This window comes from Burkholderia sp. AU33803, assembly GCF_002223095.1.
Classification (GTDB): domain Bacteria; phylum Pseudomonadota; class Gammaproteobacteria; order Burkholderiales; family Burkholderiaceae; genus Burkholderia.
This window is the reverse complement of the sequence record NZ_NKFJ01000004.1, coordinates 1,141,681-1,155,773: the sequence shown is the minus strand read 5'-3', so window position 1 is coordinate 1,155,773 and position 14,093 is coordinate 1,141,681. Positions and strand designations below refer to the sequence as shown.

Below are 14,093 nucleotides of genomic sequence, written 5' to 3'. Positions count from 1 at the left end.
ATTGATGACTGAACGTTCAGGCATTTATTGAACCAGCATGGGGTTGCCGCATTTGATCGAGTCCGGTGTGTTCGTGACATAGGCGTTCCCCAGGCTCAATCCGAGCAGGCCCGTGACGGAGGTCAGGAGCGAGTCGATTGGTTGCAGGAGCAGCGGAACGAGTGTGCTTCCGAGCGCGGTCAGAAGCGGCCCGGTCAGGATATCCAGCAAGGGATTCAGGATGCCGGCCAGCACCCCCACCAACCCGCCGCTCGCCGACACCGAAACCGACAGGCCGCTACCGACGATACCCTGAACCGCGGGCGCCAGGAATTGGTCCGTTCCCGTGCCCAGGGTGTACGGTGACGCCGGGCTCGGCGAAGCGGATGACCCGGGGCCGGGATACGTGAACGTCAGCGCAGTCGGCGTTTGATTAGCCACGGGAACCGTCAATTGTCCGGGCTTCAGGCTGATATTGACGGATATCTGATTCAGGTTGATCAACCCCAGCGTCAGCACATTGAGCGCTGAAATCACGGTATTGAGCCCCAGTAGACTGAGCAGGCTCTGCAGGTTGACGGCTACCAGCGTGATCGGGGTTCCACTGCCGGTGGTGTACCCGGATGGCGCGTTCAGGTTGATCGGTGTATTCGCCGAACCGCCGATGTACACGGCTACCACTCCAGTCTGCACGTTCACCTGAGCGGTCTTCGTGCCGTTCGCGGTACAGGTGACCGAAGCGAGGCCCGCCGTCGCGGGTGCCACATAGGCGGTAATCGGCAGTTGCACCGCGGCAAGCGGCGTGGGACTACCCGACGGGCACGTACCTCCCGGATAGACCAGCCCGCCGGTCGGACAGGTCGACAGTAACGATATCGACGTATTGAGGAACACATTCCCCTGCGCAGTCGACGTGTTGGTCGTGCAATTGGAGGTTCCGCAATTCGTCGGCCCGGCCGGACCGCTCGCGGTGGACGGCGGCGTCCCCGCAAGCGACACCGAGCCCGATACGGTTGCGTTCAGCAGCGGCGCCAGCGCGGTCGGCGTCTGAACCGTGATGCTGGGAATGGCGACCGAATTCGTGCCGTTCGCGATCTGCAATGCCGTCGACAGCAATCCGAGAGCATTGACGCTGGCGTTGACGGCGGAGGTTCCGGTAGCGGTAGCGGCAGAAACCAGCTGACCAAGCGCGATCTGCGGACCGCCGCAGACGGTGCCGGAACAGAGCGAGGCAACGATCGCGTTCAGCACGTTCAGGTTGGCTCCGACCAGATTCTGCTGCGTCGCTGCCTGAACTGCGGCGTAGGCCAGTTGCCCGAGCGTCACGGTACCGTTCAATACGCCCGTGGTCGTGCCGACCGGCAGATTGGCGAGAATACCTGCCAGTTTCAGGTTGACTTGCGCCAGCCCCTGGTAGTCGAGGACCGTCAGACTCAGCGCATTCGGAGACCCCGTCAGCACTTGGAGCAACTTGTTGGCCAACCCGCCGTTCAACGCAGCCAGCGACGTGGTCAGCGTAAAGCTGTCGGTCGGCACGCTCTTGGCGATAGCCGACGCACTGATCGTTACGTCGTTGATAAAAATCCCGCTCACCGGCTCCGAAACGGTCACGCACACGGCGTTGACCGATTGCCCGGCGCCGACTGCGCCGCCTGACAAGCCGGCGCACTGGTTATTGGCCGGCAGCGCTGCTCCCGAGGTGCGTGTGAACTGGGCACTCGCGCCGCTGGTTGCCGGTGGGCTCCAGATCCCGCACGTCACGGCTGCCGTGGCCTTTCCCGACAGCAGGCTTGCCGGCACGTTCGTGACTTGATTAACCGCAGTCGTTGCGGCCGCACAAGTGGCATCGCTGGCGACCTGCGTCACGGCAGACAGCGCGGCCGTATCGGCGGCCGCCTGCATATGGCGTCGTTCGGCATAGAAGCGACCTATATCAGTCGCGCCCAACACGATGACCGCGATCGCCAGGAAGATCGTCGCCATGATCGCTGCACCACCACGCTGGCGACGCCCCCCCGGGCAGCCGACGCGGCGCCGCCGAGCCACGTGTGATTGATCTGTGCGCATCGCCGTCTCGCTTACTGCGCGCTTAGACCGCCACCCGACATACCGCTGGCAGAGCCGAGCTGCGAATTCATCGTGTCGGGAATCTTGTTCTTGAACGAGTCGAGATAGCGTTGATAGACCAGCGACGCAACGTCGCCGAGCACCGGTTGCGCCGGCGCTGCAGCACGATTGTCGCGCTGCATGGCGAGCCATTCCTTCGCGGAGCGCTCGACGTCGGACGCGCGCGGCGCACCGGCATCCTGTGCATAGGTGACAGCCGAGCCGACCGCGATCCACACGATCGCACCGAGTACCGCGATCCGGCCCACGCGCACGTTTCGATGATATTTATTGTTCATGTCGTTTTCCCGATGTCTGTTCATTGTGCAAAGCGCTGCAACAGTGGCACGGTCTGGTCATAACCGAAATTGTTCGCCATCGGTGTAATCGGCGCTGCAGCAGCGCGACGCGACACCACCGATGGTGTCGCGACCGCACGCTGCTGCGCACGTGCCGCCGCGACGATCTTCGCCGCGTCGCCGGCGATGTCCTTGCGGATATCCGCCGGCAGATGTTGCTGATTCATCAACCGTTGAGCATCCTGTGTACGCCCCGCCGCGATCAGGTAAAGCGCAAGATTGCTGACGATCTTGGGATTGCGCTGATCCAATTCGGCCGCCTTCATCAACGGCACCCGCGCACCGACGACGTCGCCGCTGCGCAACTTCGCATATGCGAGATCGGACAACAGCGACGCATCGGTCGGCGCAAGATCCGACGCCTGCGCAAGTACCTGCGCCGCACGATCGAAATCGCCTGCCGCGCCCGCGATCAACCCGAGCCCGCGATAGCCTCGCGCGGCAAGCGGTGTTTTCAGCAGTTGCGTATAGACGGCCGCGCTGGCCACCGGCTGGTCGGTCATCCGCAGTGCGTCCGCGCGCAACAGGATCGACTCCGGAATCGCGCCGTAGGTCTTGTCGTACGCATCGATGTGCGCAAGCGAAGCAAAGTAAAGCCCCTGCCCCTGCATCCGCTGGATCAGGCCGAGGTACATCCCGGGCGTATCCGGAACGGACTGCTTCTGATCGGCCGCCTGCATCAGCGCCGCACGCTCGGTCTGCGCGCTGACGCCATACCCGTTTTCCTTGGTTGCGCACGCACCGAGCAGCAGCACCACTGCCGCAGCCACACCCATTTGCGATGCCATCCCGCTGATCCGCTTCATCGTCTTTCCTTCCACCGTCAATGGCGCGCCGACAATGCGTGCGTCACCGCCAGCAAACCCGGCCCGGCTGTCACGATCAGCAAGGCGGGCAGCAACGTCAACACCATCACGCCTGTCATCTTCACGGTCAATCGGCCAATCCGTTCACGCAACATCGCACGGCGCGTCTCGCGCAACCGGTCGCCGAACTGCTTGAGCGGCTCCTGCACCGCACCGCCATGTTTGTCGACCTGGACCATCAATCGCACGATTGCGCGCAGATCCTCGTTGTCGAATCCGCCGGACAGACGCTGCAACGACTGCTCGCGCGTCCGGCCTGCCGCGAACTGGCGCTGCGCGATCCCCATTTCCGAGGACAGTACCGGCATCATTCCGCGAAAATCGTTTGTCACGACCTGCAGGCTCTGATCGAGCGACAACCCGACGCCTTGCAGCAGACGCAGCATGTCGACGAGCAACGGCAGTTCGTCGATCACGCTTTGACGCCGCGCCGCCGCGCGGCGCTGTACGTATAGCTTCGGCAACATGAAGCCGAGCCCGAAAGCGGCAAACATGCCGACCATCCACATGCTGCCCTTCATATGCCCGCTCGCGAAAATCGCGAACAGCAGCGGCAGCCCGATCCCACACGCGACCCGCGCGCTCAGGAACAGCCCGCGCGTGCGCGTGTCGACGTAACCGCATTGCTCGAGCAAGCGGCGATCCTCTTCCGCGACAGCGTATTTGCCGAGCCCGGTATCGAGCCAGCGCACACCGGCCGCCGACAGACGATCGAGAATACGTTCGACGCGCTGCCCCCGCCGGACGTCGGGCGTGGCTGGCGCATCGCCGCCGTCCGGCGCGGTTCGCGCTTTCGCTGCTTCGAGCGTGGCCATGCGCCGGTCGAGCGCATCGACAAGCGCGCGCTCGGCACGCGTCGCGGCACTTGCGCGTAACAATGCGATCACGCCGAACAGCAGCACGCCGAGTGCGCCGCTCGCCAGGGCAATCGCTCCGATCTGATTCGCTGTCATAGCATCACCTGAGCCGAGCCATTCGATACAGCCACACACTGCCGGCCAATTGCAACAGGAACGCGAACATCAGGAGCGTCCGCCCGCCCGGGTCGTTCCACATCCCGTGCAGATACTTCGGATTGGTCACGACGATAAAGCTGCCGATCCCGATCGGCAACATCACGAGCACGAACGCCGACAACCGCGTTTCTGCCGACATTGCTGTCAACTCGCGCTCCGCCTGTTCGAGGTCGCGCATGAACACGGCCATGCGCTCGAGCATCACGTCCGCGCGGCCGCCGTACTTGACCGACAGTCGCAACACGGAACCGACGAGTTCGAACTCCTCGGTTCGGTAGATTTTCGCGATGTGCACCATTGCGCGATCGATTTCGACACCGCCTCGCAGCATCCTCGACACGTGGTCGAGACAGCCGCGAAGCGGCTCCTCGGTCGTCAGCAGCGCGGACTGGAATGCCGCCGGCACGCTATTGCCAAGCGTCACGAGACGCACGATGCCGTCGAGGAACGACGGGATCTGCCGGACAATCTTCAGCCTGCGCCGCTGGATTCGCGACGCGAGCCAGACGCCGAAAATCGAGCATCCGCACGCAAGCGCGGCAAAGCACGCGAGCGCGCCACCGCGGTTGCCCGCGAACGTCGCGACCGCAACCAGCACGGCGAGCGCGACGAGCGTCTTGCCGCGCGCATCCTCGATCCCCGCGCGACTCGCAAGGTTCGTCAGATATTCGGATGCGACCGCATACTGGTGCTTCCAGAACGTAACGGACGATGCGCTCCGTGCAGTGCCCGGTTGCGGCGACACCGCACGCGCGGCGCCTGCCGTGGACGGCCGTGCTGCCTGCGTGGCAACCCCGGCACGTGCACCCAGTTCGAGCCGGCTGTCGATAAATCGCTTCGCATCGGTCCGTATGCGCCGGTTCTCCGCGTGACGCCACAGCATCACCGCTGCCGCAACGCACAGCATCGCGAAAGCCAGCACCCACGCCATCGCGCTATACATTGAAGCCCCCGCCGCCGCGGCCGAACCCGCCGCCGAAGCCCCCGCCAAACCCGCCATCGCCGAACCCACCGCTCGTCAGCGTCTGACGGAAGCGCGCTAGCTTCGGCGAATGCGGATGAATGCCCAGCGTCTCCCAATGGTCGACTTCCTCGCCCTCAGGCGTCACGCGCGCTTCATAGCGGTAAAGTTCCTGCGTCGCGATGATGTTGTCGGACAACCCGGTCACTTCCGTGATCGACAGGATCCGCCGCCGTCCGTTCGACAGGCGCCCGATCTGCACGATGAAGTCAATCGCGTTCGCGATTTGCCGACGCAGGCTCGACTCAGTGCCCTGGAAGCCGGCAAAGCCGGCAAGCATCTCGAGACGGTACAGACACTCACGCGGCGAACTCGCATGCACGGTGCCCATTGAGCCGTCGTGACCGGTATTCATCGCCTGCAGCATTTCCAGCACTTCGCCGCCCCGCACTTCGCCGACGATGATCCGGTCCGGACGCATCCGCAGCGTATTGCGCAACAGGTCCCGAATCGACACGACCCCGGTGCCGTCGAAACCGCCCGGTCGGCTCTCGAGCCGTACGACGTGCGGGTGGTTCAGCGACAGTTCCGCCGTGTCCTCGATCGTTACGACACGCTCGATCTCGGGAATGTGGAATGCGAGCGCGTTGAGCAACGACGTCTTGCCGGAACTCGTGCCGCCCGACACGAGAATGTTGCAGCGCGCCTCGACCGCAGCCTGCAGGAGCGTGTTGATCTCTTCGTTGAAGGTCCCGTTGCCGAGCAGGTCGGACGGTTTCAACGGATCCTTGCGGAATTTCCGGATCGATACCACCGGGCCGTCGATCGACAGCGGTTCGATCACGACGTTCACGCGGCCACCGTCGGGCAGCCGCGCGTCGACCATCGGGTTCGACTCGTCGAGACGTCGGCCGATCGGTGCGAGGATCCGGCGCACGATTCGCAGCAGGTGCGCGTTGTCGGTAAAACGCACCGGCAGCTTCGCGAGTATCCCGTGACGCGACACATACACGTCGTTGTACCCGTTGATCAGGATGTCCTCGACGGCCGGGTCCGCAAGCAGGTCCTCGATCGGCCCGAAGCCCGCAAGCTCCTTGGTAAGAGCCTCGGCGATCGCACGCACCTCGTTCTCGTTGAGCGGAATGCGGCGCAGGCGCACGAAGCTGTCGATCTCGAGATCGACGAACTGGTTGATCGCCTGGCGAGACCATCGGCCGAACTCGGCGCCCAGTTCTTCGATGCGCGTCAGCAGATGTTCATGCGCGGCATTCTTGATATCGTGGAATTGCTGCGTCTGGGAGAACGGCGCTGCGCCGTCGGCGAATTGAATGTCGTGTGCCATCGCTTACGACCGCTTGGACGAGGGTTGAATGAAGCGCTTCAGCGCAGACAGGCCGGATGCCGGTCGCGTGACGGTCGACCTGACCGACACACCCGGCAGCCGCGCGGCAAGCGACTCGAGCGCGCGCACGTACGGGTCGCGCTCCGTCATGTCGACGATGAGCCGGCCCTGGTTTGCCGCATGACCGATCGCGACGCGGCGCGACGGCAACGTCCCCACCAGCGCCAGACCGAGACGCTCGGCAATCTGCGCAGGCGTCAGGTCGAGTGCGGGATCGTACTGGTTGACGACGAGCCGTACGCGATCGGTGTCGACACCCGCGTCGCGCAGCCCGGTGAGCAGATCGGCTGCGGACACGATCGACGCGACGCCCTGATCGCAGACGAGCCACGCCTCATCGGCCGAAGTCGTCATCTGGGCAACGAACTCGCGATTCGAAAAACCACCGAGATCGACGATCTGCTGATCGAAGAAGGCACGAAACCGGTTCAGCAATCCCGCACACGACGCATACGAGACATCGCGCAGCCCGCCGAGATCGGCTGGAAGCGTCGTCAATGCGACACCGCTCTCATGCCGGGTCAGTGCGGTATTCACAAAGGTTCGGTCGATGCGGCGCAGGTTGTGAACCGCATCGATGAAATGGAATTCGCAGCGGGTATTCAGGAACAACGCGCCATCGCCTGCCGGCAGCCCCAGGTCGACCAGCGCTGTCTGGCGGCCGGCCGGCGTGCCGCCATTCGACTCACCGCTCCCCCCGGGACTCACTGCGTGCTTCTGCAGCCATACGGCGAGATTCGCAGCGAGCGTGCTCACGCCCATGCCGGCGCGCGCGCCAAGCAACGCGACGACCTTGCCATGGCGGCTCGCCGGCTCGCCGACGTTCGCAAGCAGTCCGCGTGTCGTCCGCAATGCCTCCTCTGCCGGCGCCGATACGTCGATGAAATCGCGCACGCCGGCACGCAATGCGGCAAGCGTGCTTTCCGGCTGGGCAAGTGAGCCGAGCGCGACAATCGGCAGGCCCGGATGGGATGCGCGTACCGCTGCAGCCGCCACGCTCGCCGCCGGGCTACCACCGGAAAAATCAATGAATACGAGCGCAGGGTTGAGACCCGTAATGCGCTGCGCGAGCACGCCCGGCTCAAGGGACGCAGCCTCGACCGCACCGGCCGATACGAGCGTATCGGCCAGCCAGCGGACATGCGCCTCCTGTAGCGATGCGCAAACGAAATGGTCGGTCACGGCGGGTTCACACAATGATTGGATTCGCGCGTTCATGCTGAACACCCCCGATTACACAAGGCGTGGCGAGGCGTCGCAATCCGCGATGCATCGCACTCATTTCGAGAAACCCGGAGCTGCATCTGGTGATGCCGCTCCGCCCAGATACGATTTCCAGACCGGCCCGTCACGCTGCTCCGACAGTTCGCCAGGCGTCGCGGGCAATACCGCGCCCTTCGCGATCGGTGCGACGAGATGCGGCGTCACGATGAACAGCAATTCCTTGTCGTTCTGCTGATAGTTCAGATTCTTGAAGAACGTCCCGATGATCGGCAAATCGCCGAGCAGCGGCACCTTGTTGACGTTGGACATCGTCTGGCGATCGATCAGGCCACCGATCACGAAGCTCTCGCCGTCGCCGAGCTCGACCGTCGTGTCGGCTCGGCGCGTCGTGATCCCCGGCACCGCAACACCGCTGATCGTCACGCTGTTCACGTAATCGAGCTGGCTCGATTCGGGCGCAACCTTCAACGCGATCCGCTGCGGGCTCAGCACCGTGGGCGTCAACGACAGTCCGACACCGTACTGCTTCCACTGGATCGCGGTCGAGCCGAGCCCTTGCGGCGACGGCACCGGAATCTCACCGCCAGCGAGGAAGCTCGCGCTCTGGCCCGACAACGCAACGAGCGTCGGCTCCGCAAGCACACGGGCGAGATTGTTCGCCTCGAGCAGCGATAGGTCGGCGAAGATCCCACGGCCCGCGGCATTCACGACCAGATTGAACGCGGACGAGACAGGCGAGCCGAGCGTCGGAACGTACCCCGCGGTGCCGGGTGACCCACCGCTATACGATTGCACGCCGCCGGGCGAAAACGAGCCGAACGAAAAGCCGTTGCTCTGTTTGAAGAAATTGAACCCGACCTGCTTGAGCACCGATCGGCTGAATTCGACGACCCGCACATCGACCTGCACGACGCTCTTGCCCGCGACCGTCGAGCGATCGATCACGGCGCCCTTCCCGCTCATGTTTTTGCCGACTGCCGCCGCACGAGCATGCGCATCGAGCGACGTCGACGAGCCCTGCAGCACCGCGGTGCCACCGTATGCATTCACGCGCGGCGTGGAGCCGTCGAGCACCGCTTGCGCAGCTGCGTCGACGACTTCGACGTTCCAGACCGTCGGTTCCTCGTGACCGCGCTCCCACAGCATCACATTTGTCGCGCCAGGCGCCTTCGCCGTCAGCAACACGGAACCCGAGCGGGTGCCCTTCATGATCAGGACGTCGGCGATGGCCGGATCGCCGACCGCAACACGCTGCAGCGCGCGGCCCGCCGAAAGCTGCCGCTGCGCGCCAACCGCCAGTTCGATCGTGCCGCTCGCGCTCGCAAACGATGCGAAAGTCATGGTGCAGATAGCAATCGCGAATGCAATCAGTGTGTTTTTCATTGTTTGGTAGACCGTCACGCGGCCCTTTATTTGTCGTCGCTGAAATCGATAGCCTTCGATGTCGTTCAATAGGCAACCGTTTCCGACCGGCCGCCGCGGATCACTTCGATGCCGCCGCCCCCGCCGCCCGCCCGCACCACCGGCGGCAGATGCGATGGCAGTGGCGGCACGTTCGGGTTGGCCACCGGGGTTCTCGGTGTGCCGGACAGTTGTTGCAGCGAGACGCCCGCGGCGGCGAGCGCCGACGGCGACAGCTTGTTGTCCGTCCGCACCGCGACCGTCTGGATTGCAAGCTCGTCATCGCGCGGGTTACGCAACGCGAAAGTCAGGCGGCCACTCGACTCGCCAAGCGTCAGTGCATCGACTTGCGCGGTCGGCACCGCAAGCACCGCGATGCGGACACTGGACGGTTGACCGTTGTTGCCATTGGTGGTGTTGCCGCTGTCTCGATCGGGTGTCGCGTCGCCAAACGACAACACACGTACCTTCGACAACAACAGCCGCGCCTGAGTCTGCGAAATTTCGCCGTCAAGCATCGTGCCCCCGCCTTCGCGCTTCAGATTGAGAAATATGTCGACGTAGTTGCCGGGCCGCAACCGGTTGCCGACCGCATTGGTTTCGTCGACTCGGACAGCGACCGCACGCTCGCCCGGCTGGACATCCTCGGCAAGCCCCGACACCAGCGCCCCCGCGACAACCGGCGACGAAGCCGGAATATCCGCTGCCGGCACCCGGCCAACGAGCACGGACGGATCGGCAAATGCGCCAGTCGGCACCGGCGCGGTCTGCCGGACCTTCAGTGCGTCGGCCGTGATCGGCTGGCCGGCCGGCAACACGCGCGTCGCAATCACGACCGGAACCGGGTTTGCCGCAACGGTTTGCTGGACTGGCACGGCATTCTGCGTGCTGCGTCCGAGCATCCACGCATAAATTCCGAGCAATACGGCGATTGCAATCAGCAGTCCCGCGATGATCTTCGTCAAATTGTTGGCCATGTTGTCGTGTAGATGCCGGATTGAAAGTCCGATAGGTTTCTGCCCGATTCGCGCGCCAGCTTGCTGGTCGCGTCACGATACGCACTTCAAAGGATCGACTGCGGAATCTGCACGACCGCCGTACTCGTCAACGGTTGACTCAGTATGCTTCCCAGAAATGGCATGGTCGTAATCCAGTCTTTGGGGGTGTAGTTCACCGTGACGGACAGGCAGTACAGCGACGGTGGAACCGACGTGTCGTAACTGCACTGCGGCGCCGCAACTTGCGGCGTACCGACATTCAGCCAGGCGACGACGCTCTGCGCGGTCGTTGTTGCGTTCGTAATACGCGCAGCGAGGCTGGGGGCGTAAGCCAGCCCGGCCCGTGCACCTTCGCTGGCGGCAAACGTCAGGCTCTGCTGAATCGTGAATATCATCCCGAAAGTGACGATGCCGTAGAAAATCACGAACAATAACGGAAACACGATCGCAAACTCGACGGCCGTCGCGCCACGCTGCCGGCGGCGTCCATGCCGCTGCATCTGTCGTTTCATCGCAAGCTCCCCGTGGCGACAAGAAAGACAACCCATGCGGCAGCCGGTGCCGCGAGGCATGCCGCATAGGGTGTTGCCCGGTATTTGCCGAGCGCCATCGCCGGCTGGCCCGGTTGCCGCAACGCGCCGATCGACGTGCGCGACAGCAGCATCACGGCCAATGCATGAATACCGGCGGCAAGACTGGCGGCAATCCAGATCCACAGCAGCGCATATGCGCCGCACCACACGCCGATCACGGCAAAGATCTTGACGTCCGCCGCGCCCATGACGCGCAGCAAAAAGAGCGGGAAAAAGGCGGCCAGCCCGACCAGCAGGCCGATCATCGCCTGCGCCGGGAGAATGCCAAACGGACCGGCGTTGAAATACGCTCCGCCTAGGCCACTGACCAACCCGGCCAGGACGAGCGAATTCGAAACACGCCGAAAACGGATGTCGCTGGTCGCGACGAACGCAGCCCAGACCAGGAACATCCCGCTGAATATGAAATGTGTCATCGCAACACAACCTGCCGCAAATGTCGCAGAGAGCGGACTGCCAAAGGCAATCCGCTCGCCGCAACATCAAGACGACTCAATGTTTCGAGGTCGTACCAACTAACGTCAGGTGTATTACGTAAAGATCTTGGCAGCCGAGCAGTTCGCGCCGCCCGGGGTGGTGAGACACGTCCCGAGATTCGTGAACATATTGCCGAGATTAGTGCCGATCGTTGAGGCACCAGCCAAGATCGCGACAGCGATAAGACCCGCAATCAGCCCATACTCGATCGCGGTAACCCCGTCATTTTCCCGAAGGAAACGCTTGATGATTGCTTTCATTTTATTCCTCGTGCCTGTATTTACGTTCTTTGGCCTTTTATACGTATACGTCCCCGCATATCTGGCCGGTTGCCCCACGCTGTTCGCCACATCTGCTGTAACGACAACCGGGTGCGCTTTCTTTATAGGTCGCCCCGAGGGGCATGGCTCAACATTTGATGCAAGTTAACATTCGCGATAGTCACCTCCTCGAACGTTGTGTACCGAACCGTACATTTGCTTACATCTGCTGCCGATTCTATATCCGATCCCATTTAAATTCCAACCTCTTTTAACAACACGGATCGAAAAAATGACCAGGAGCACCATGTATTTGTACGGCGTTTCGGTACGACTTACACATAGGATTTACGATAGGTTAGATGTGCACACCTAATCCACCAGTAAAACAATTGCCTCGTCCACCAAGCCTGCGCGGCCCCCACGTTACGCCGCACGCGTAACGCCAATGTTGTGACGTTACGTTACGAAACGCGCGAAACCGTTCTCATTTGCCTGCCCTTAAACAGATTCAACAATCTTTCAATTTCCATAACTTCCTTTTCCGACAAGGAATTGCCTCGTTTAAAACCTGTTGTCGAACGGTCGAGCATCGAAATGGCACGACAGTTGCAGAGTAGTGCGCGCACCACTCAACACAACGAAGTTCACAACACATTTTTAATGCGAGGACAAAATGGACATTAAGGTTATCCCTCATGGCGTGTTCCGGACGACTCTGATCGCGGCCACCGTTGCAGCCATGCTTTCCCTCTCCGCGTGCGGCGGTTCCGGCTCCATCAGCCAGGGGCTCGGCGGCGGTTCGAGCTCGGGCGGCGGCGATACGATCTCTACCTCCGGCACGAGCGGTACTTCGGGCACGAGCGGTACCAGCGGCAGCAGCGGTACCTCGGGCACCAGCGGTACGTCCGGTACGAGCGGTACATCCGGCACCAGCGGCACCTCGGGCACGAGCGGTACCTCCGGCACCAGCGGCACCAGCGGTACGTCGGGCACGAGCGGCACCTCGGGGGTATCGTCGAACCCAGTGGGAACTGTCCTCGCAAGCAGCAGCAACATCATCACGAGCGCCGGTGGGACCGTCTCGGGCCTCGGCTCCGTCATCGCCAACCAGTCGCTGCCGGGCGTCAACCCGGCCACCACGCAAGCCGCGGGCGGCATCGTGCAGAGCGTTGGCGGCGCCGTGACCGCACTCGGCAACGGCCTTGGCAACGGTCTCGGCCAGCTTGGCGCGACGAAGGATCCGCTCGGCACCACGCTCGCCAGCACGGGCGGGGTGGTCAACCAGCTCGGCGGCGCGGTCACGCAGACGGGCAACCTGGTCTCGAGCCTCGGCAGCGGTCCGCTGACGCCGCTCGCACCGGTCACGGGCGCCGTCGGCGGACTCGTGTCGACGCTCGGCGGCGCCGTATCGAACGGCGGCACCACGCTCACCAACGCACTGTCGACCGGCCCGATCCAGCAAGTCACGCAGACGGTCAGCTCGGCCATCACGCCGATCACGACGATGGTCGGCCAGACGACCCAGACGATCGGCACCGCGACCGGCCTCGGCGCGCCCGTCAACACGCTGCTCGGCACCGTCGGCAACGGCCTGAACCAGGCCGGCGCCCTGCTCGCGTCGGCGGGCGGCAACCCTGTCACGACCGGTCTTGGCAACACGGTCTCGTCGACGGGCAACACCGTGAAGGCCGTCGGCGGCCTGCTCACGGGAGGCACCGGCGGCGTGACCAACCCGCTCGCCCCGCTCACGGGTCTCCTCACGACGGTCACGGGTACGCTCGGCGGCGCAACGGGCGGCGCCAGCAGCCCGCTCGCCCCGGTCACCGGCCTCGTCTCGACGGTCACGGGTGCGCTCGGCGGCGCAGCAGGCGGCGGCAGCGGCCCGCTCGCTCCGGTCACCGGCCTCGTCTCGACGGTCACGGGCGCACTCGGCGGTGCAGCAGGCGGCGGCAGCGGCCCGCTCGCCCCGGTTACCGGCCTCGTCTCGACGGTCACGGGTGCGCTCGGCGGCGCAGCAGGCGGCAGCGGCGGCCCGCTCGCCCCGGTTACCGGCCTCGTCTCGACGGTCACGGGTGCGCTCGGCGGCGCAGCAGGCGGCAGCGGCGGCCCGCTCGCGCCGGTTACCGGCCTCGTCTCGACGGTCACGGGCGCGCTCGGCGGCGCAACGGGCGGCACGAGCGGTGGCCCGCTCGCCCCGGTCACGGGTCTCCTCGGCGCGGTCACGGGCGCACTCGGCGGCGCGACGGGCGGTGCAGGCGGCAGCAGCCCGCTCGCTCCGGTGACGAACGTCGTGTCCACGGTGACCAGCACGGTCGGCGCACCGGCATTGACCGGCGGTACGGGCGCCGTCACGAACTCGGGTTCGTCGTCGAATCCGCTCGCGCCCGTCACGTCGCTGATCGGCGGCCTGCTCGGCGGCACGCACGGCAAGTAAACCAACATCCATCA

13 protein-coding genes are annotated in these 14,093 nt (G+C 64.1%); 1 reads left to right on the top strand and 12 read right to left on the bottom strand.

The window, feature by feature from the left end; all coding sequences use genetic code 11:
• Window positions 1-24 precede the first annotated feature (24 nt).
• From CFB41_RS07820 to CFB41_RS07765, 12 genes are all read right to left on the bottom strand, one after another.
• Window positions 25-1,962 carry a pilus assembly protein TadG-related protein gene (locus tag CFB41_RS07820; RefSeq protein WP_089456111.1) on the bottom strand — a complete coding sequence of 646 codons (1,938 nt, stop codon included), beginning with the start codon at window positions 1,960-1,962 and terminating at the stop codon, window positions 25-27.
• A gap of 95 nt (window positions 1,963-2,057) precedes the next feature.
• Complete coding sequence (locus tag CFB41_RS07815; RefSeq protein WP_089439971.1) at window positions 2,058-2,384, bottom strand: DUF3613 domain-containing protein; 327 nt, start codon at window positions 2,382-2,384, stop codon at window positions 2,058-2,060.
• A gap of 20 nt (window positions 2,385-2,404) precedes the next feature.
• Window positions 2,405-3,250, bottom strand: a complete 846-nt coding sequence (locus CFB41_RS07810) for a tetratricopeptide repeat protein (RefSeq protein ID WP_089456588.1) — start codon at window positions 3,248-3,250, stop codon at window positions 2,405-2,407.
• A gap of 17 nt (window positions 3,251-3,267) precedes the next feature.
• Window positions 3,268-4,263 carry a type II secretion system F family protein gene (locus tag CFB41_RS07805; RefSeq protein WP_089456110.1) on the bottom strand — a complete coding sequence of 332 codons (996 nt, stop codon included), beginning with the start codon at window positions 4,261-4,263 and terminating at the stop codon, window positions 3,268-3,270.
• 4 nt (window positions 4,264-4,267) lie between these two features.
• Complete coding sequence (locus CFB41_RS07800) at window positions 4,268-5,269, bottom strand: type II secretion system F family protein (RefSeq protein ID WP_089439968.1); 1,002 nt, start codon at window positions 5,267-5,269, stop codon at window positions 4,268-4,270.
• Complete coding sequence (locus CFB41_RS07795) at window positions 5,262-6,629, bottom strand: CpaF family protein (RefSeq protein ID WP_089439967.1); 1,368 nt, start codon at window positions 6,627-6,629, stop codon at window positions 5,262-5,264. Before CFB41_RS07795 ends, CFB41_RS07800 begins: the two co-directional genes overlap by 8 nt.
• Window positions 6,630-6,632: 3 nt before the next feature.
• Window positions 6,633-7,907 carry a fimbrial protein gene (locus tag CFB41_RS07790; protein ID WP_089456587.1) on the bottom strand — a complete coding sequence of 425 codons (1,275 nt, stop codon included), beginning with the start codon at window positions 7,905-7,907 and terminating at the stop codon, window positions 6,633-6,635.
• Window positions 7,908-7,967: 60 nt separating this feature from the next.
• The gene (locus tag CFB41_RS07785; protein WP_089456586.1) at window positions 7,968-9,296 is read right to left on the bottom strand and encodes a type II and III secretion system protein family protein; all 1,329 of its coding nucleotides are present in this window, start codon (window positions 9,294-9,296) and stop codon (window positions 7,968-7,970) included.
• A gap of 65 nt (window positions 9,297-9,361) precedes the next feature.
• Window positions 9,362-10,291, bottom strand: coding sequence for a Flp pilus assembly protein CpaB (cpaB, locus tag CFB41_RS07780; protein WP_089456109.1), 930 nt, complete (start codon window positions 10,289-10,291; stop codon window positions 9,362-9,364).
• 86 nt (window positions 10,292-10,377) lie between these two features.
• Window positions 10,378-10,824 carry a TadE family protein gene (locus CFB41_RS07775; protein WP_089456108.1) on the bottom strand — a complete coding sequence of 149 codons (447 nt, stop codon included), beginning with the start codon at window positions 10,822-10,824 and terminating at the stop codon, window positions 10,378-10,380.
• Window positions 10,821-11,321: a prepilin peptidase gene (locus tag CFB41_RS07770; protein ID WP_089456107.1), complete on the bottom strand. Its 501-nt coding sequence runs from the start codon at window positions 11,319-11,321 to the stop codon at window positions 10,821-10,823. The genes CFB41_RS07775 and CFB41_RS07770 overlap by 4 nt, the downstream gene beginning before the upstream one ends.
• 114 nt (window positions 11,322-11,435) lie before the next feature.
• The gene (locus tag CFB41_RS07765; protein WP_089456106.1) at window positions 11,436-11,642 is read right to left on the bottom strand and encodes a Flp family type IVb pilin; all 207 of its coding nucleotides are present in this window, start codon (window positions 11,640-11,642) and stop codon (window positions 11,436-11,438) included.
• A 676-nt stretch (window positions 11,643-12,318) separates the two neighbouring features.
• Here CFB41_RS07765 and CFB41_RS07755 point away from each other — a divergent pair.
• A complete protein-coding gene (locus CFB41_RS07755; RefSeq protein ID WP_089456104.1) occupies window positions 12,319-14,079 on the top strand; it encodes a collagen-like triple helix repeat-containing protein in 1,761 nt (586 codons plus the stop codon).
• Window positions 14,080-14,093 lie beyond the last annotated feature (14 nt).